The sequence below is a fragment of the Labilithrix sp. genome, from assembly GCA_019637155.1.
Lineage (GTDB): Bacteria > Myxococcota_A > Polyangia > Polyangiales > Polyangiaceae > Labilithrix.
Map to the genome: position 1 here is coordinate 132,549 of JAHBWE010000020.1, position 17,639 is coordinate 150,187.

16 protein-coding genes are annotated in these 17,639 nt (G+C 71.2%); 9 read left to right on the top strand and 7 right to left on the bottom strand.

The genetic code is table 11. The features are described from left to right. Positions 1–169 precede the first annotated feature (169 nt). Both KF837_35935 and KF837_35940 read left to right on the top strand, forming a co-directional pair. Positions 170–2,620 carry a serine/threonine protein kinase gene (locus tag KF837_35935; protein ID MBX3232772.1) on the top strand — a complete coding sequence of 817 codons (2,451 nt, stop codon included), beginning with the start codon at positions 170–172 and terminating at the stop codon, positions 2,618–2,620. Positions 2,621–2,775: 155 nt separating this feature from the next. Then, complete coding sequence (locus KF837_35940; protein ID MBX3232773.1) at positions 2,776–3,105, top strand: helix-turn-helix transcriptional regulator; 330 nt, start codon at positions 2,776–2,778, stop codon at positions 3,103–3,105. A gap of 2 nt (positions 3,106–3,107) precedes the next feature. Here the strand turns inward: KF837_35940 and KF837_35945 are convergent, their stop codons facing one another. Beyond that, positions 3,108–3,464, bottom strand: coding sequence for a response regulator (locus tag KF837_35945; GenBank protein ID MBX3232774.1), 357 nt, complete (start codon positions 3,462–3,464; stop codon positions 3,108–3,110). A 434-nt stretch (positions 3,465–3,898) separates the two neighbouring features. Here KF837_35945 and KF837_35950 point away from each other — a divergent pair, with 434 nt between their 5' ends. Beyond that, positions 3,899–4,111 carry a hypothetical protein gene (locus tag KF837_35950; GenBank protein ID MBX3232775.1) on the top strand — a complete coding sequence of 71 codons (213 nt, stop codon included), beginning with the start codon at positions 3,899–3,901 and terminating at the stop codon, positions 4,109–4,111. 148 nt (positions 4,112–4,259) lie between these two features. Here KF837_35950 and KF837_35955 read toward each other — a convergent pair whose 3' ends face one another. Beyond that, positions 4,260–6,836, bottom strand: a complete 2,577-nt coding sequence (locus KF837_35955; GenBank protein ID MBX3232776.1) for a response regulator — start codon at positions 6,834–6,836, stop codon at positions 4,260–4,262. Between the two features lie 89 nt (positions 6,837–6,925). Between KF837_35955 and KF837_35960 the strand changes: the two genes are divergently transcribed. Continuing rightward, positions 6,926–8,128 (top strand): hypothetical protein, encoded by a 1,203-nt coding sequence (locus KF837_35960; protein MBX3232777.1) that lies wholly within the window; start codon positions 6,926–6,928, stop codon positions 8,126–8,128. Between the two features lie 8 nt (positions 8,129–8,136). On the opposite strand, the gene KF837_35965 is transcribed toward KF837_35960, so the two are convergent. Beyond that, positions 8,137–8,808 carry a hypothetical protein gene (locus KF837_35965; GenBank protein MBX3232778.1) on the bottom strand — a complete coding sequence of 224 codons (672 nt, stop codon included), beginning with the start codon at positions 8,806–8,808 and terminating at the stop codon, positions 8,137–8,139. 32 nt (positions 8,809–8,840) lie between these two features. After that, the gene (locus KF837_35970) at positions 8,841–10,190 is read right to left on the bottom strand and encodes a serine/threonine protein kinase (GenBank protein ID MBX3232779.1); all 1,350 of its coding nucleotides are present in this window, start codon (positions 10,188–10,190) and stop codon (positions 8,841–8,843) included. A 51-nt stretch (positions 10,191–10,241) separates the two neighbouring features. On the opposite strand from KF837_35970, the gene KF837_35975 reads away from it, so the two are divergent. The 4 genes from KF837_35975 (at position 10,242) to KF837_35990 (ending at position 15,107) form a co-directional block, all read left to right on the top strand. Continuing rightward, positions 10,242–11,636: an insulinase family protein gene (locus KF837_35975; GenBank protein ID MBX3232780.1), complete on the top strand. Its 1,395-nt coding sequence runs from the start codon at positions 10,242–10,244 to the stop codon at positions 11,634–11,636. 236 nt (positions 11,637–11,872) lie between these two features. Beyond that, complete coding sequence (locus KF837_35980) at positions 11,873–13,315, top strand: insulinase family protein (GenBank protein MBX3232781.1); 1,443 nt, start codon at positions 11,873–11,875, stop codon at positions 13,313–13,315. Positions 13,316–13,407: 92 nt separating this feature from the next. Further along, positions 13,408–13,704 (top strand): hypothetical protein, encoded by a 297-nt coding sequence (locus KF837_35985; protein ID MBX3232782.1) that lies wholly within the window; start codon positions 13,408–13,410, stop codon positions 13,702–13,704. Positions 13,705–13,745: 41 nt separating this feature from the next. Continuing rightward, positions 13,746–15,107, top strand: coding sequence for a hypothetical protein (locus KF837_35990; protein MBX3232783.1), 1,362 nt, complete (start codon positions 13,746–13,748; stop codon positions 15,105–15,107). Positions 15,108–15,109: 2 nt separating this feature from the next. On the opposite strand, the gene KF837_35995 is transcribed toward KF837_35990, so the two are convergent. From KF837_35995 to KF837_36005, 3 genes are all read right to left on the bottom strand, one after another. Continuing rightward, complete coding sequence (locus KF837_35995; protein MBX3232784.1) at positions 15,110–15,829, bottom strand: hypothetical protein; 720 nt, start codon at positions 15,827–15,829, stop codon at positions 15,110–15,112. A gap of 226 nt (positions 15,830–16,055) precedes the next feature. Then, on the bottom strand, positions 16,056–16,247 hold the full coding sequence (locus KF837_36000; GenBank protein ID MBX3232785.1) for a hypothetical protein: 192 nt from the start codon (positions 16,245–16,247) through the stop codon (positions 16,056–16,058). Between the two features lie 40 nt (positions 16,248–16,287). After that, positions 16,288–17,121 (bottom strand): BON domain-containing protein, encoded by an 834-nt coding sequence (locus tag KF837_36005; GenBank protein MBX3232786.1) that lies wholly within the window; start codon positions 17,119–17,121, stop codon positions 16,288–16,290. 150 nt (positions 17,122–17,271) lie between these two features. On the opposite strand from KF837_36005, the gene KF837_36010 reads away from it, so the two are divergent. Continuing rightward, positions 17,272–17,616 (top strand): hypothetical protein, encoded by a 345-nt coding sequence (locus tag KF837_36010; protein MBX3232787.1) that lies wholly within the window; start codon positions 17,272–17,274, stop codon positions 17,614–17,616. The last annotated feature ends 23 nt before the right edge of the window (positions 17,617–17,639 follow it).

The following is a 17,639-nucleotide window of genomic DNA, read 5'->3' on the forward strand; positions in this document are numbered from 1 at the left end:
GAGCGCGCAACCACACGTTCTTCAATAAGGGCCGCACGCGATCGATGCAAACCGCGGCGGTGCCCTCGCGCGCGACCTCTTCCACGCGTACCCGGTCACGCTGCTGACCGCCGAATCGTTGCGATCCCAATGATTCCGGATAGGATTTCGTACACGCGGGGGAACATCGATGACCGAGCACCCCACCGCTCCACTCCCCGTCATCACCACGAATCTCCTCGAGAAACGGGAGCGGGGTTACCTGGCGTGGGTCGCGGTCGCGAACGAGATCGCGAAGCTCCCGCTCGAGTCGCCGCCGATCGACGCGTCGACCCACGCGCTCGAGATCCGCGTCGAGAGCTACGACCAGCCGCTCATCGTCCTCGCCGATCCGATGGGCGCGCCGACGACGGAGGGCTTCCCGCTCCGCCTCCGTCCGCTCGACGAGGAGCAGGAGAACGCGCTCCGGCTCGAGCTCTTCTCCGGCGGCGCCGCACAAGAAGCCCCGAAGCCCCAGGCGAACCACAAGATCTCGATGGTCGGGATCTCCGCGCCGGCCGAGGCCACCGTGAGCGCGGACCACGCGAACGCGCTGAACCGCATGACGCAGGGCGGCGCGAGCAGCGCGGCGAAGCGCACGCCGGGATCGCTGAAGGGGCGCTCGCTCGGGGACGGCCGCTTCATCCTCGACAAGCTCCTCGGCGGCGGCGCGAGCGGCGAGGTCTACAAGGCGGTCCACACCGCGCTCCGCCGCCCCGTCGCGGTGAAGGTCCTCCACACCACGCTCCAGCAGAGCGAGGACTACGCGACGCGCTTCTACGCCGAGGCCCTCGCCGCGAGCCGCCTCGATCACCGCAACGTCCTCCGCGTCATCGACTACGGACAGGAGGCGGACGGCCTCCTCTACATCGTCATGGAGCTCATCACCGGGAAGAGCTTCATGGACATCCTCCTCGAGGAGGGTCCGCTCTCGGAGGAGCGGATCGTCGATCTCGTCTCGCAGGCCTGCGCCGGCCTCGCGCACGCGCACGACGCGGGCGTCATCCACCGCGACATCAAGCCGGAGAACATCCTCGTCGTGAAGGTGCGCGACGACGAGGGCAAGGAGACCGACTGCGCGAAGGTCTGCGACTTCGGCATCGCGCAGTGGACCCCGCCGAAGACGGAGGGCGGCTCCCAGATCCCGAAGGTGGACGCGTCCAAGATCGTCGGAACGCCCGGCTACATGGCGCCGGAGCAGATCCAGAACGATCCGGTCGACGCGCGCACGGACGTCTACGCCCTCGGCGTCGTGATGTACGAGCTCGCGACCGGCCGCGTCCCGTTCCTCTCCGAGGACGCGATGGAGATCCTCACCTGCCACATGGTCGAGACGCCGGAGCCGCCGTCGACGTACCAGCCGTCGATCACGCCGCGCCTCGAGCGCCTCATCATGAAGGCGCTCGAGAAGGAGCCCGAGCGCCGCCACGACGACATGCGCGATCTCCGCGCCGCGCTGCGCCACCTCGTCGACGACGACTGGGCGAGCACCTCCGGCTCGTTTCGGAAGATCTCGATCCGGCAGACGCCGCTCACCGCGAGCGACTTCGTCAACGACACCGCCAACGCGCTCGGCGTCCTCCACGACATCGAGGAGCGCGATCGCGCCGCCGGGTTCAGCGCGCTCTCCGAGGCGCTGAAGCTCGCGACGATGGAGGGGCGCACCAAGCTCGCGCGCGACCTCGTCGCGTGGCTCCACACGCGGCTCGCCGATCCGGGCCTCCCCGACGCGGAGAAGGACCTCGCCCAGCGCGCGCTCCACGTCCTCCGCGAGCCCGAGGTCGCGCGCCAGCACGCGATCAAGCTCCTCGACGGGAAGATCGATCACGACGAGGCGGCGCTCACGATGCTGCGCGAGGCGGGGCCGCTCGCGGCGCGCGCGTTGATCGACTCGCGGCGCGTTCGTCCGCCCGGCCTCGAGCTCCGCGCGCGCTTCGTCGCCACGCTGCGCGCGATCGGCCCGTCCGCGCTCCCCGTCATCATCGCCGCGCTCGAGCCGCTCGCGGCGGTCGCGAGCCGGCACGACGAAGCGATGGCGGAGGACCTCCTCCGCTCGCTCCCCGACGGACGATCCGACGCGGCGGGCGACGTCACGGTGCGCTTCGTCCGGCTCGACAAGCCCACGCTCGGCGTCACCGCGCTCCGCGCGACGACCGCGCTCTGGGGTGTGCGCGCGCGTCCGCTCCTCGTCGGCGTGCTCGACTCGAACGACGACGCGTTCCGCGCCATCGCGATCGAGGAGCTCTATCGCCTCGGCTGCATCGACGACGTCGTCGTCGAGCGGCTCGGGCGCATCGTCCTCGGCCAGCAACCCGCGGGCGAGGAACTCAAAGTCGCAGCGGCGAGCGTGTTCGGAGCTGCGACAACGGACGCGCGGACACGTGCGACAGGGATCCTCGTCACGCGCCTCGCGCCCGAGAAGGGCCTCATGAGCTCCATCCGCTCCGCGCTCGGCCCGCGCGACGATCAGCGTTTCGTCGTCGCCCTCGCGCGCGCCCTCTTCCTCCTCGATCCGGCCGGATCCCGCGTGGTTCTCGAGCGTTTCGCGGGTGGACGCCCGGACGTCCGGCCTCACATCGACGCGATCCTGGCGGGTCGATAGGTGAGGCGAGCGGACGCGCTCTCCTCCGTTTCGACCGAACTGCGGCCGTTTGTCGGACTGGAACGCGGAATACGCTCGAGGTTCGGGAGCACGAACCAGGCTCGCTCCGGTTCGCGCTACAAGGCGGTATGGGCAAGGCTGCGGCCGCGAAACGAGTGACACGTTCGCGACATCGTGAACGTCCTGATCCGCTCGCGGCTCGCATCGGGGCCCGCATCCGCCAGCTGCGCACGGAGACGGAGTTCCCGTTCGACGCCTTCGTCGAGGAGACCGGCCTCGGGCGCGGCTACGTCTCGGAGCTCGAACGCGGCCTCGTCGTCCCCGGCGTCGGGACGCTCGCGCGCGTGGCCTCCGCGCTCGGCGTGACGATCGCCGATCTCGTGTCCGGCGACACCGAGCGCGAGCGCCTCTTCGACGAGCTGCGCGGCAAGCCGGGCTCGCTCGTCCGCTCCCTCCGCGACACGGTCCGCCGGGAGTCGAGCTAAATTCAGGCGCCGAGCGCCCGCTTCACCGTGTCGACGAGACGCGGGAGCGGGACCGGCTTCGGCAGGATCTCCGCGAAGAGCCCGTCGGGGTCGGCGAAGCTCACGTGGCCCGTCACCGCGACGAGCGGCACCTTCGCCGTCGCGGCCGCGCCGCGGATCTTCTTCGCGAGGTCGATCCCGCTCATCGCGCCGAGCGTCAGGTCGGTCAGCACCACCCCGGGCGCGCCGCGCTCCTCGATGCGCGCGAGCGCGTCCTCGCCCGATCCGCAGCCCTCCACCTCGAAGCCGTTGAAGGACAAGAACTCCGCGAGCACCTCGCGACCGTCGTCGTGGTCGTCGACGAGGAGAATCCAAGACATGAGCGTAAAGCTAGCGAGTTCGGGCAAGAGAACCAAGGTCGACCGTGGGAGCGGAAGAGCTTGCCGGCCGAGAAGTGACGAATCGCGCCGCGGAAGCTCCAGCGCCGGGTGGCGGCGGAACGCGACCACTGTTGCGCCGTGTCACGCGAAATCTCGCGCTCAGCCGCTCTCTTCGCGGATCGGTCACTGGCACGACCGTCGCTTCGCTCCTGTCGGAAGAACACCACTGATGGAGCGGCATTCGCGTCAGCGAGGCCCGCAGGAGATGAGTCATGTCGATCGACGAGAAGCAGCCCGAGACCACCACGAGCGCAGAGCCGGCCGCCACGCCCGCGCCCCAACCGTCGCCCGCGACTCCCACGGCCCCGACGCAGGCCGACGGCTCGACCGCGGGAGCGGGCGAGGCGCGCCCCCGCCGCCGTGGCTTCGCGGCGATGGACCGCGAGCGCGTGAAGGAGATCGCGAGCAAGGGCGGCCGCGCCGCGCACGCCGCCGGCACCGCCCATCAGTTCAACCCCGACGAGGCGCGCGTCGCCGGCAAGAAGGGCGGCCTCGCCCCCCACGTCCGCCGCGGCGGCGTCCGCCGCCGCCCCCCCGTCGAAACCGCCCCGCCCAACAGCCAACAAGGCCAGACCGACGGTCGTTAGAGTACTCAACGTCGGGGGCTTCGCCCCCGACACCCCCACCCCAGACACGGCCCTCGCGCTTCGCGCTCGGGGCGCTTCGCGCCCGCATGCGCGGCCGCTTCTGGGGCCCCGGGCGGGAGGCAGGAGGCGGCGCGTGGGATGCGTGCTCTCAGTGACCGTCGATCACGGCGACCAAAGCCTCGACCAGCTCGTCGGGCTCGATGGGCTTCGCGACGTGCCTATCGAAGCCGGCGTCGAGGACGCGGCGGCGGTCTTCGGCTCGGGCGTAGGCGGTCATCGCGACGAGCGGGAGCGCGCGCACGCCCTCGGCGGCGCCACGAACGCGGCGAACGAAGGCGTAGCCGTCCTCGCCCGGCATCGCGAGGTCCGAGATCGCGACGTCGGGCTTGTCGCTCTCGAGCGCCGCGAGCGCGGCGCCGACGGTCGAGCAGCACCGCACCTTCGCGCCCGCGTCTTCGAGGATCATCGCGAGGAGCTCGCGCATGTCGGAGTCGTCGTCGAGGACGAGGACCGCGCGGCCCGCGAGCGGCTTCTTCTCCTCCGGACGGCGTGACGGCGGCGGGGCGGCGACCGGGCTCGCCGCGCGTTCGTCCGCGGCGGCGGGATCGGCCGGGAGGACGACGGTGAACGTCGCGCCTCGCCCGCGGCCCTCGCTCTCCGCGCGCACCGTCCCGCCGTGGAGCTCCGCGAGGTGGCGGACGATCGCGAGGCCGAGGCCGAGGCCGCCGTGCGTCCGCGTCGTCGAGCCGTCGGCCTGACGGAAGCGATCGAACACGAACGGTAGGAAGTCCGGGTCGATGCCTTCGCCGGTGTCCTGGATGACGAGCTCGAGGCGCGTCGCCGACCTCCGCGCGTGGAGCGTCACCGTGCCCTCCGCTGGCGTGAACTTCACCGCGTTGAGGAGGAGGTTCCACAGGATCTGCTGGAGGCGATCCTCGTCGGCGACGATGATCCCGAGCGGTTGCTCCACCCGCACGTCGATGAGGACCCGCTTCGCCGCCGCCGCCGCGCGCGCCGTCTCGATCGCGTTGTCGACGATCGCGCCGACGTCGACGGAGCATGTCGACAGCCGGAGCTTCCCGGTGATGATGCGCGACACCTCGAGGATGTCCTCGACGAGCTGCACCTGCGTCTTCGCGTTGCGGAGGATCACCTCGAGGCCCTTGCGCCGGCGCTCGTCGCCCTCCTCGTCCTCTTCGATCAACACGCGCGCCCAGCCGAGGATCGCGTTCAGCGGGTTGCGGAGCTCGTGCGAGACGGTGGCGAGGAACTCGTCCTTGGACCGGTTCGCCGTCTCCGCCGCCGCGCGCGCGCGTTGCTCGCGTTCGAGGATCTCGATCCGCTCGACCTCGATCCGCTTCTTCGCGGTGATGTCGAGCATCGCGCCGAGGAAACGCACGACCTTGCCGTTCTCCGCGATCGCGACGCCGCGCGCGGACACCCAGCGCTCGACGCCGTCCTCGATCCCGATCGCGCGGTACTCCACGTCGAAGCTCATGTCGGCGCCGGGGTCGAGCACGCGCCGCACCTCCGCGCGGACGCGATCGCGGTCGGCGGGATGGATGCCCTCGATGAAGGTGGCCCACGTGATCTCCGCGTCGGGGCCGAGGCCGGCGAGCGCCTTGCACCGCGCGTCCCAGCGGAGCTGCTCGGTGAGCGGGTTGTAGTCCCACGTCCCGAGGCCCGCCGCCTCGAGCGCGATGCGGAGCCGCGCTTCGCCGGCGCGCAGCTCGAGCTCGGCGAGCTCCGCGCGGTGCCGCGCCTCGCGCGCTTCGTCGTAGAGCCGCGCGTTCTCGAAGGCGGAGGCGGCGTGGCTCGCCGCGATCGCGACGAGCTCCTCGTCGCGCAGGTCGAACACGTACGCCGCCTCGTGCACGAGGACGAGCGCGCCCTCGACCGTGCCGTCGCGCGCGACGACCGGCGCCGCGAGCAGGCTCCCGATCGGACGGCCGCCGAGCTTGCGCGCGTCGTCGTGTCGCGCGATGCGTCCGCGCTCGAAGACGCGCGCGAGGACCGGCGCGTTGGGCCCGAGCTCTTCGAGCACGGCGCGGAGACGACCGACCTGCGCGAGCCCCCAGCGCCCGTCGCGCTGCCGATAGTGGAACGCCGCGCCCGACGCGCGCGTGAGATCGCGGCCTTGCGCCGCGAGGCGCGCGGCGATGTTCGCGACGTCGAGGTCCTCCGTCAGCGCGCCGTGGATGCGGAGGAGCGCCTCCACCGTGGCGGCCTGCTCCGACGGCGGCGCCGCCGCGACGAGCCGCTCGGAGAGGCGGCCGCTCCCTTCGTCCGAGCGCGGCGCGAGCGAGTCGCGCGCGTTCTTCTGCCAGAGCTCGACGAAGACGGTGACCTTCGCGAGCAGGACGTCGGGATCGAGCGGCTTCGAGAGGAAGTCGACCGCGCCGCTCTCGTAGCCGCGTGCGACCTGCGCCCGCGTGGGTTCGTTGGCGGTGACGATGATGATCGGGAGCGCCTTCGAGCGCGCGTGCTTCTTGAGGAGGACCGCGGTCTCGAGCCCGTCGAGCTCGGGCATCTGCAGATCGAGGAGGACGAGCGCGAGGTCGGTGGCCTCCGCGACCTGGACCGCCTCCGCGCCGCTGCTCACGGAGACGAGGTGCGTCCCGAGCGGCTCGAGGGTCGCCTCGAGCGCCATCAGGTTCGGCGGGTGATCGTCGACGAGGAGGATCGTCGCCCGGCGCTCGACCGGGGTCGTCGCGGCCGTCGCCAACTGTCCCGTTCCGCCCACTGCTCAATCGAAGGCCCGGACCGGGGATCGGTCAACGCGGCGAGTTTTCCCAGGCGCGCTATGGTGTGCGGGTGCCGCGCTGGCTCTTCCTTTTCATGCTCGCCGCCGCGTGCGGCAGCGACGACGCCCAGCCCGAAGGTCCGCCGATCGATCTCCCGCGCCGCGACGCAGCGCCGCCGCCGAGCTCCGACGCGGAGGCGTGCGAGACGCTGACGGATCCGAACAACTGCGGAGCATGCGGCCGCGTTTGTCCGAGCGGGCCGCGCGGTGCGGCGGCGTGCGCCGGCGGGACGTGCGTGCTCACGTGCGAGCGCGGCTGGGGCGACTGCAACGCGAGCGCGATCGACGGCTGCGAGACCGACCTCGACAAGACGATCGACCACTGCGGCGCCTGCGGCCGCGATTGCCGGACGTGCGAGGGGACGACGTGCACGGCGGGGGCCTGCGACGCGAAGACCTTCGCGACGCGGCCCGCTCCGATCACGCTCCTCTCGGTCGACGCGACGCTCCTGACGATCGCGGACGCCGCGAGCGTCGACCAGCTCGCGCGGGGCGACGCCGCGCTCGCGCACGTCTACGACGTCCCGAAGACGCCGTGGCTCGTCGCGAACGGCGCGCAGGTCCTCTTCGTCTTCCCCGGCCGCGAAGCGTACTCCGGCATCTACGCGACGTCGGCCGGCTTCGTCGGCCCGCAGATCGCGGCCTACGCGCAGGGCAAGAGCGTCGACACGTTCGGCGTCGACGACACCGGCGTCTACTGGGCGGAGGAGACGACGGGGCAGGCGCGGGCGCTCGTGCGCTGCAAGGACTGCGCGGTGCCGACCGTGCTCTCGCCGAGCGAAAACGAGCTGCGCCCCGGCGCGATCGCGCTCGACGCGACGACGGTCTACTTCGCGGCCGGCGACATGATCCGCCGCGTAGAGAAGACGGCGGAGGGCCTCCGCACGCTCGCGGTCGGGCAGTCGGGGCGCTCCCTCGCGGTAGATGCAGATTACATCTATTGGATCAACGAGGAGAGCAAGGATCTCGCCCGCCTCGCCAAGGTCGGCGGCGGCACGCCGGAGCGGCTCGTGACCGGCCTCGACGCGCCGCGCTCGCTCCTCCTCGCCGGCGAGCACCTCTACGTCGGCGATCGGAGCGCGCTCTTCCGCGTCGACAAGGACGGCGGCCGCCGCCTCGATCTCGCGACGACCGAGACGCTCGGCCCCCTCGCGATCGAGGGGGCCTGCATCTGGTACGGCGCCGGCACGGACATCCGCCGCGTCGCGCGCTGAGCGCGGGACTACTCGCCGAGGCAGACCTTCGCCTGGCCACCCTTGAGGGCGGTCGCGGTCGAGCACTGCTTGTTCTTGCACTCGTTGTTGATGGTGCAGCTCTTGTGGCACTCGTTCTTGCCGGCCGCGGAGAGGATCGCGGTCTTGCCCGGCGGGCACGCGAACGGAGCCGCGCCCGCGTCCACCACCGTGGCGGGAGCTCCGGCGTCGGCGGTGGCGACCGCGACGGCGCCGCTGTCCGCGCCCGCGTCGACCTTCTTGTGCGGCACGACGGTGGAGGTGAACGCCGCGTCGGTGACCCAGCCCATCAGCGTCACGGTGGGGTTGCTCGGGTCCTGGAACTGGATGAGCGAGTCCTTGCCGTTCGTCGCGATGCGCTCGACTTGCGTGCCGACCTTCAGCGTCGCGACGATGTTGGCGCCGCCGGGGGAGGTGCGCGGCGTGGCCTGGGTCGCGATGACGCGATCCTCGTCGAGCGGCGTCTCGGTCGCGAAGCGCGCGACCGCGGCGGCGTTCGCGGCGGTGACCGGCGTCGAGTCCGGCGGCGCCGCGTCGAGCGGGACCTCCTCCTCCGCGACGGACGCCTCGGGGGTCGCGGCCTCGTCGGTCTTCTTCTTGAGCATGTCGCAGCCGGTGACGGCGACGATCGAAGCGAGCATGAACACGGTCAGGTTCCGCATCAGGATTCTCCTGAGCGCCTGCATATCACGCTTCAGCTGGCCGTGGCGCTCACGTCGAGATCGGAGATCGGGGTGGTCTGCCAGGCCTCGTTTCCACGCAGCGGCCACTCGAGGTCCTTGATTTGCGGAGCGAGACGGGAAAGCTCCGTCCGGATCATCCGTACCCGCGTCCTCTGGGCGGGGCTCGCGCGGAGGGCACGGCCGAGGATCTCCGCGAGCTTACGCAGCTCCGGGCGCGCGCGGAGCTGGGCGATGCCGGGCGGGAGGCCGTCGTGGGAGAGGTGCTGGCGGATGGTGACGAAGGGGTCCTCGTCGTCGAAGAGCGCGCGGCCGGTCAAGGTCTCGAACGCGAGGCACGCGAAGGAGTAGGCGTCGGCGGCGAAGGCGCTCTCGGGCTGACGCTCGTCGTTCCAGACCTCCGGCGCCGCGTAGATCGGGTTCCCGCACTTCTTCCGCACGGTGCGCCCGCTGAGCCCGAAGTCGACGAGCGTCGCCGCGCCGGTCTCGCGGCGGAGGATGACGTTGTCCGGCTTCACGTCGAGGTGGCCGACGCCGACGGAGTGCATCGCGTCGAGCCCGGCGAGGACGCCGTCGAGGACCTCGAGCGCGCGCGCCATCGTGAGCGTCCTCTCTTCGAGCTCTTCGAAGACGGTGCGGCCTTCGACGAGCTCCATCACGAGGAACGGCTTCGGCTTCGACGCGACGTCGAACGCGAGGATGCGCGCGAGGTTCGCGTGGATCGGGATCGCGGCGAGGGCGGAGGCCTCCGCCCGGAACGCCGCCATCATCTCTTCTTCCGGGACGTGGACCGCGAGCGCGCCGCCGTCGTGGGGGACCTTCAGCACGACCTGCGGCGCGAGCGGATCGCCCTCGTCCTCGAGCCGGTGCGCGAGGAACAAGGACCCGAGGCCGCCCTCCGCCATCGGCCGGACGAGGCGGAACCCGCCGAGGACGCCGCTCTCCGGCACCCAGGCGGGCATGTTGCGCGGCGGCGCGGGGACGATGCTGTGCGCCGGTGGGCGGATCGACGCGGGCCCGCGCGACGGCGGCGGCGGCGGGCGCGAGTGGCGCTGCGGATCGCTCGCCTCGCGACAGCGCGTCACGAACGTGTAGAGCGCGCTCGCCCGCGCGCGCTTGTCGTCGCGCGTGCGCCCGTCTCCCTGCGGGGCGCGCGCCGCGGTGTAGAGCGCCTGCAGCACGCCGACGCGGGACGGGAGCTCGACCGCCTCGCGCTCCTCGTCCGAGAGCATCGAGAGCACCGCGTCGGCGATGCGGTTCGCGCGTCCCCACGCTTGCGCATCGGTGCCGATCTCGACGCTCGGGAGGAGCTCCCGCTCGAGCACGTTGAGCAGCCCTTGCACCAGCGATGAATCGCCGAGCATCCATCTCAACCCTAGCACCGAAGCGCGAAGACGCCGCATAATCCCGCGCCGATGTCGCTCCGCCGTCTCCTCTCACTCGCCGCCGTCGTCGCGCTCGGCCTCGCGGCGCCCCGCGCCACCGCCGACGCGCCGAAGCCGCCCGCGCTCACGGCCGAGAAGTCCGTCCTCGCGAACGGGCTCGAGGTGATCCTCGACGAGGACCACCGCACGCCGATCGTCACGGTGAACATCTGGTACCACGTCGGCTCGAAGGACGAGCCCGCGCACCGCAACGGGTTCGCGCACCTCTTCGAGCACGTGATGTTCCAGGGGTCGAAGCACGTCCCGGAGGACACCTTCTTCAAGTTCCTCGAGAAGGCCGGCGCGACGTCGGTGAACGGCACGACGAACACCGATCGCACGAACTACTTCGAGACGGTGCCGGCGAACCAGCTCGAGCTCGCGCTGTGGCTCGAGAGCGACCGGATGGGGTTCCTCCTCGATCACGCGGATCAGAAGACGTTCGAGAGCCAGCGCGAGGTCGTGAAGAACGAGCGGCGCCAGCGCTACGAGAACGCGCCGTACGGCCTCGTCGCGGCGGAGATCCGGAAGGAGCTGTTCCCGAAGGATCACCCGTACCACCTCCTCACGATCGGGAGCCCGGAGGACCTCGACGCGGCGAAGCTCGAGGACGTGCACGCGTTCTTCCGCAAGAACTACGTCCCGAACAACGCCACGCTCGTCCTCTCCGGCGATTTCGACAAAGCGAAGGCGAAGGCGCTCGTCGAAAAGTACTTCGGCCCGATCCCGCGCGGCGCCGAGGTCCCGCGCATGAAGAAGACGCCGGTCACGCACCCGGGCGAGACGCGCATCGAGATGGAGGCGGGCGTCGAGCTCGCGCGCGTGTACGTCGACTGGCCGTCGCCCCCGAACTACGCCGCGGGCGACGCCGATCTCGACCTCGTCGCGCGCGTCCTCAGCGGAGGCAAGACGAGCCGCCTCTACAAGCGCCTCGTCTACGACCTGCAGATCGCGCAGAGCGTCTCGGCCCACCAGGCCTCGATGGAGCTCACGAGCTACTTCGACGTCGTCGCGACGGCGAAGGCGGGCCACACCGCCGACGAGCTCCTCAAGGCGATCGACGAGGAGCTCGCGAAGCTCCGCGCCGGCGGCGTGAAGGACGACGAGCTCGCGCGCGCGAAGACGGCGATCGTCTCCGAGAACGTCTTCGACCTCGAACGGAGCTCGTCCCGCGCCAACCAGCTGAACAGCTACAACCACTACCTCGGCGACCCGAACTACCTGACGCAAGACATCGAGCGCATCAACCGCGCGACGCCCCAGACCGTCGCCGACGCCGCGCGCACGCACTTGAAGGAGAAGGACCGCGTCGTGACGGTCGTGACCCCGAAGAAGGACGCCCCCACGCCGGGCCGCGTGGTGACGATCAAGCGAGGTGGGAAGTGAAGCCTGGCTTCAACGCAGGGGCTGCGCCCCTGCACCCCGCTCGCGCGATGCAGAAAAACGTCAGAACGTTTTTCCGCCGCGCGCTCGCTTTCGACGCGGCGTCAGGGCACCGCGCGCGCGCGGGGGCGCTGCACACCGCGCGTGGTGGGAGCGCGCTGTGCTTGCTGGGTTCGTTGGTTCTTTTTGGGTGTGGTGGGGAGGGGCCGGCGCCTGCGCGGCCTGTTCCGCTGGCACCTGTGGTGGCGCCGACGGCGCCGAGTGTGGCGGTGCTCGTGACGCCGGATGCGCCGTTTCGGCAGCAGGCGCCGGGGGCGGATGGGAAGATCGCGTTCGTTGCGCCGAAGGTCGGGGAGGCGAGGCTGAAGAACGGGCTTCGTGTGCTCACGGTGGAGCGGCACGAGCTGCCGATCGTGAGCGTGCGGCTCGTCGTCACGATGGGCGCGGGCGACGTGCCGGACGCGAAGCCCGGGCTCATGTCGTTCCTCGGCGCGTCGCTGGAGCAGGGCACGAAGAAGCGCGACGCGCTGAAGATCAGCGACGACTTCGAGGCGATCGGCGCCCACCACGGCGCGTGGCTCGATTGGGACTCGAGCGGCGTGTTCGTGCGCGTCCTCGCGGAGCGGCTCGACGCGGCCCTCGAGCTCGTCGCCGACGTCGCGCTCTCGCCGACGTTCCCCGAGGCCGAGGTCGAGCGCCTGCGCGCGCGCCGCCTCAGCGCGATCCAGGCCGAGAAGAGCAGCCCGGAGCAGATCCTCCACAACACCGTCGCCGCCTCGCTCTTCGGGCGCGCGCATCCGTATGGGCACAACATCGTCGGCGAAGAAGCGGACGTGAAGAAGATCACGCGCGCCGACCTCGTGAAGACGTACGACCGCATGTTCGTCCCGGCGAACGCGGCGCTCGTCATCGTCGGCGACGTCACGCCCGCCGCGCTGCTGCCGAAGCTCGAGCCGACCTTCGGCGCGTGGAAGGCGAAGCCCGGCGCCGCCGCGCTCGCGAGGAGGTCGCCGAAGGCGCCGGCGAAGGCGGCGACCAAGCAGCGCCTCGTCTTCGTCGACAAGCCGGGCGCGCAGTCGCAGATCCAGCTCGTCCGCCCCGGCGTCGCGCACTCGGTGAAGGACCGCGAGGCGTACGTCGTCGCGAACTCGATCCTCGGCGGCATGTTCTCGAGCCGCATCAACATGAACCTGCGCGAGAAGAACGCGTACACGTACGGCGCGCGCTCGCACTTCTCGATGCGGCACGGCGCGGGGGCGTTCGGCGTCGGCGCGGCGGTGCACGCGGAGAAGACCGGGCCTGCGATCCAGGAGGTCCTGAACGAGCTCGACGCGCTGAAGAAGGACGGACCGACCGCGGAGGAGCTCGCGCTCGCGAAGGAGAGCCTGCGCCTCGCGATGCCGGGTCGGTTCGAGTCGACGAACGAGGTCGCGAACGCGGTCGCGGACCTCGTCGTGTACGACCTCCCGCTCGACGACTACGAGAAGCGGCCCGCGCGCATCGAGGCGGTGACGGCCGACGACGTGAAGCGCGTCGCGAACGAGTACTTCGCGAAGGAGTCGATGACGGTCGTGGTCGTCGGCGGCAAGGTGAACGTCATGCCTCAGCTCGAGCCGCTCCAGCTCGGCCCCGCCGACGAGCGCGACGCGTACGGAAACCCGATTTCCCCGGAAAAGAAGTAACCGCGGCCCAGGGCCTGCTCCAGATGGGGGAGGACGCGAGCGCAGCCATGCGATCGGCGATGGATCCTCGCTCGCGCCAAGGAGGAGCGGTCATGAATTGCCACGCTTGCAAGTGCCACGTCACACCGGTGAAGCCGCGGACGATGTGGAAGGTCGGAGTCGTCGCCTTCTGGATCACGTCGCTCGTCGTGGCGGTCGGGTTCGGGAGCATCGTCGGCCTCAGCCTCTTCCTCGCGCCGGTCGCGATCGCCGTCGGTATGGCGATCGGGACCTCCGCGCGACGCCTCTCCTCCTGGACATGCCCCCGCTGCGACGCCGAGCTGCTCGAGCCCGAGCCGAACACCACGCTCACCACGGCCCCGCTCGCGTCGATCGCGCGCGAGACCTAAACCACAGCGGCCTGAAGCACGCCGCACGTCTGTTTCTCTTCATGCTCGCGTTCACCGCCTCCTGCAAAGGCGGCCGGCCGCGGCCCGAGAGCGCGCCGCTCCCGAACGACGACGCGGCCACACCTGCGCCGGCGCCCCTCACCTACTGGGGCGCGGTGGCGCCGATCCTCGAGTCGCACTGCACGAGCTGCCACGCCGAAGGCGGCATCGGCCCGATCGCGCTGACGAGCTTCGCCGACGCGAAGACGCACGCGGGCGACATCGCCTACCAGACGCGCACGAAGCACATGCCGCCGTGGCTCCCGGACACGAAGGCGTGCGCGCCGCTCGGCCACTCGCGCGCGCTCGCCGACGCGGACGTCACGACGCTCGTCGCGTGGGCCGAGGCCGGCGCGCCGGAGGGCGACCGCGCCGAGTACCGCGCGCCGAAGGTGACCAAGACCTACGCGACGCTGCCGGCGGAGCCCGATCGCGTCGTCACGCCGGCGGAGGGCTACGTCCCGAAGCGCGATCGCAACGACGACTACCACTGCTTCGTGCTCGACCCGAAGCTGGTCGAGCCCGAGCGCGTGGTCGGCCTTCGCATCGCGCCGGGGCTGCCGTCGGTCGTGCATCACGTCCTCCTCTACGAGGTGCGCGCGAGGGCGGTGGAGCGCATCCAGAAGCTCGACGCGGCGGAGCCGGGGCCCGGCTACACGTGCTTCGGCGGCATCGGGGTCGTGCCCACCGTGCGCGCGGGGAACCTCGCGAAGGGCGAGCTCGTCGACTTCGACGCGCAGATGATCGTCGGCTGGGCCCCCGGCGCGGGGGCGACCGACGAAGCCGGCGCGCCGACGAAGCTGCCGGAGGGGACCGCGATCCAGCTCGCGCCGGGCTCGCGCCTCGTGATGCAGGTGCACTACAGTCTCGAAAACTACGCGCGCGAGAAGACGAGGGCGGACAGGACGCGCATCGACATGTGGCTCGCGAAGCGCGGCGAGCCGCTCAAGCAAGCGGTGTGGATCCCGCTCCTCGACTGGAATTTCAGGGTACCGAAGGACGCGCCGGCGACCGACCCGCGCGCGACCGCGCACGCGGAGTTCCCGCTTCCGCTCTCGCTCGAGGTGCTCGGCGTCGCGCCGCACATGCATCTGCGTGGCAAATCCATCCGCGTCGAGTCCACGGGCGACGGCGCGGAGAGCACCTGCCTCCTCGACGTGCCGCGCTGGGACTTCCACCATCAGGAGGGCTACTGGCTCACCGAGGGCGTGCGCGTCGGCAAGGCCGCCCTCACCTGCCGCTGGGACAACTCCCCCGGAGCGCAGCCGATCGTGAACGGAAAGCGCAAGCCGTCGCGCGAGCTCCGCTGGGGCGAGGGCACCGACGACGAGATGTGCCTCGCGTTCCTGTACGCCACGCTCTGACGCTAATCGGGCCAGGCGGGATCGTCCTCGACGACCCAGGAGAGGCTCTTCTTCAGCTCCTGCTTCACCTGCCGTTTGTAGCCGTGGCCTTCTCCCGCCCCGTGGACGACCTTGATCTCGACGCGCTGGGCGCGGAGGAGCGCGGCGGCGGGCGCGACCTCCTCGACGCACGAAGGTTGGCCGCACGCGAAGAGCACGCGCTTGCCGCCGCCCTTCGCGAACGCGGCCGCGGACTCGGGCGTCCACGCGCTCTGACCGCCTTCGATGAAGATCGCGCGCGGGTACTTGGCGGGCTGCTTCGTCACGATCTTCGGACCGAGGAACGCGCCGCGCGAGAAGCCCGCATAGACGAGGCTCTGCTCCGCGACGTACGAGGGGAAGCGCTGCTTCAGCGCCGCGAGCCCGGCGTTCACCTCGCGCTCGAGCACCTTCTCGTCGGCGAAGAAGTACCCGAGCTGCCGTGGCTTCGGAGCGGGCGGCGTCGGGGTCGGAGTCGGGGTCGGGGTCGGCTCGGTCGTTCCGTCGCTGTCGCCGCCCGACGCGACCGGCGGTGACTGCTTCGCGATCGGCGCCAGCGCGCCCGCGTCGTCGCTCTCGAGGACATAGTGTTTCGCGCCACGCGGACAGAGCACGAACGCACGCGCCCCCACGACGTCGCGCCACGTTTCGCACTGCTCTTCCGGCGTGTCACCGATGCCGATGACAGCAACGACGACAGGCATCGCCCGCGTCGCCCCCACGGGCACGGAGACGACAGCCTCGGCGAACCCGGGCACCGCAAGCACAACCTGCGGCGACGCAGCCGCGAGCGGCGCAAGCCCCCCCGGCGCGTCGTTCGAGCCACCACCACACCCCTTGCACCCCACCCCACCAAACACGAACGCAGCAACAACGAAAACCGCCGCGCCACCCCGCGTCGCCGCGCCATCCCGTGGCGGCGCGGGGGCGTTAGCCTGCATCGTCGCCGAAGAGGGGGAGGCTCGGGGTTGGGGCCGGCTTCGGATCGTCGTCCTTCTTGTCGATGTTCGGGAGTGGCGAGTTCGCCGGCGTCTTCGGGTCGCCGGCCGGCTCTTCTTGCCGGCAGGCGAACCCGAGCGCGAGGAGCGCGGCGGCGACGATGAAACATCTTGCTCGGCTCACGGCTCCCTCCTTACTCGTCTCTCTCGACTCGTAACACGACTCAGGACCGAGCGGTCCGTCCGTTCCCGTTCTGCGAGACGGGACCACGGGCCGACGCCGGCGGCTCCGCGCGCGCGACGCTCCGGCGCAGCCGGATCTCGTTCCGCACTTCGTCGACGCCGTGCACGCGCTCCGTCATCTGCTCGAGCGCGCGCTTGTCGTGCCGGCTCTCGACGAGACCGACGAGCCGCACCACGCCGCCTTCGACGATGACCTCGACCTCGCTCGCGTCGACGAAGCCCTGCCGCGACATCACCTCGCACACCTCCTCGCGGATGCGCTCGTCCGATCGCTTGTAGCCCTTCGGCCCCTTCCCGTAGTGCGGCCCGCGTCGTTCACGCTCGCGCTCGTGCTCACGCTCGCGCTCGTGCTCGCCGAAGCCCATGCCCATGTCGGTGCCGCCGATGCCGCGGCCCCAGCGCGGCTCTTCCGGATACGCGTACTGACTGAGCCCGTAGCCGTGCTGCTGGTGATGCGGATACGGCAGCTCGTTGGTCGGATACGGCGGGCCGTTGGTCTGTCCGCCGTGCCAGCGCTCCGCGCTCGCGCCGTAGCCGCGGAACCCTTGCTGTCGCCGCGACGTCCAGGACGCGCTCGGAGCGCCGAGCGCCTCCCACTCCGAGAGGTGCTCGCGCCCCGGATAGCCGTGGGACTGGCGATAGCCCCACGACGCGGGTTGCTCGTCCTCGTGCTCGCGCGGGACGCGACTGCCGTCGCGGACCACGCCGCGCGTCACGAGCGGACCTTCCCACTCGCGGTGCGGATCGTAGCCCGACGTGCCGAACGTCCCGCCCATCCCGCTGCCAAAGCCCCCGTCGTCGCGCCGGTATCGCATCTCGCTCTCCTCTCTTGCTCGTCCCGGCTGCAACCCACATGCCCCTCCCCCTCGCGCGCTCGCGCGGAAACCTCCTGCTCGGGCTTCCGCGGCGGGTGCCGTTTCGCCACGAAAGATCGTCCTCGCGCCACCCGCGTATACGATGAGCTCATGCCGAAGCCGCTCTCGTACGACGCGATCCTCGCTGCCCTCACCGCTCTCGCGCTCGGCACCGGCTGCGCAAAGAAAGACGAAGCCGCCAAAGCAACCGCAGAGCCCGCCTCCGCGACCGCATCCGCGATCGCGACCGCGGAGCCCACCACCGCAGAGCCCACCACCGCCGCGCCCGCGCCTCCTCCGCCTTCGGCGAGCTCCACCCCCGCCATCGCCGCGACCGAAACCGCGAAGCCAACACCCGTCGACCATCAAAAGAACGCAGCCCCCGCACCCGCCAAGCCCCCCAAAGGCTCCGCCGCCTGCGGCGCCGGCACCTGCAACGCCGACATGAAGAAATAACGCGAGCCCCCAGCGGTGTCTGG

Bases quoted from the DNA above. Each gene is read 5' to 3' on its own strand.
- KF837_35970 (MBX3232779.1), bottom strand. From the start codon at position 10,190: ATGCTCGGCGATTCATCGCTGGTGCAAGGGCTGCTCAACGTGCTCGAG.
- KF837_35990 (MBX3232783.1), top strand. From the start codon at position 13,746: ATGCTCGCGTTCACCGCCTCCTGCAAAGGCGGCCGGCCGCGGCCCGAG.
- KF837_35965 (MBX3232778.1), bottom strand. From the start codon at position 8,808: ATGCGGAACCTGACCGTGTTCATGCTCGCTTCGATCGTCGCCGTCACC.
- KF837_35950 (MBX3232775.1), top strand. From the start codon at position 3,899: ATGGACCGCGAGCGCGTGAAGGAGATCGCGAGCAAGGGCGGCCGCGCC.
- KF837_36010 (MBX3232787.1), top strand. From the start codon at position 17,272: ATGCCGAAGCCGCTCTCGTACGACGCGATCCTCGCTGCCCTCACCGCT.
- KF837_35945 (MBX3232774.1), bottom strand. From the start codon at position 3,464: ATGTCTTGGATTCTCCTCGTCGACGACCACGACGACGGTCGCGAGGTG.
- KF837_35935 (MBX3232772.1), top strand. From the start codon at position 170: ATGACCGAGCACCCCACCGCTCCACTCCCCGTCATCACCACGAATCTC.
- KF837_35995 (MBX3232784.1), bottom strand. From the start codon at position 15,829: ATGCCTGTCGTCGTTGCTGTCATCGGCATCGGTGACACGCCGGAAGAG.
- KF837_36005 (MBX3232786.1), bottom strand. From the start codon at position 17,121: ATGCGATACCGGCGCGACGACGGGGGCTTTGGCAGCGGGATGGGCGGG.
- KF837_35985 (MBX3232782.1), top strand. From the start codon at position 13,408: ATGAATTGCCACGCTTGCAAGTGCCACGTCACACCGGTGAAGCCGCGG.
- KF837_35975 (MBX3232780.1), top strand. From the start codon at position 10,242: ATGTCGCTCCGCCGTCTCCTCTCACTCGCCGCCGTCGTCGCGCTCGGC.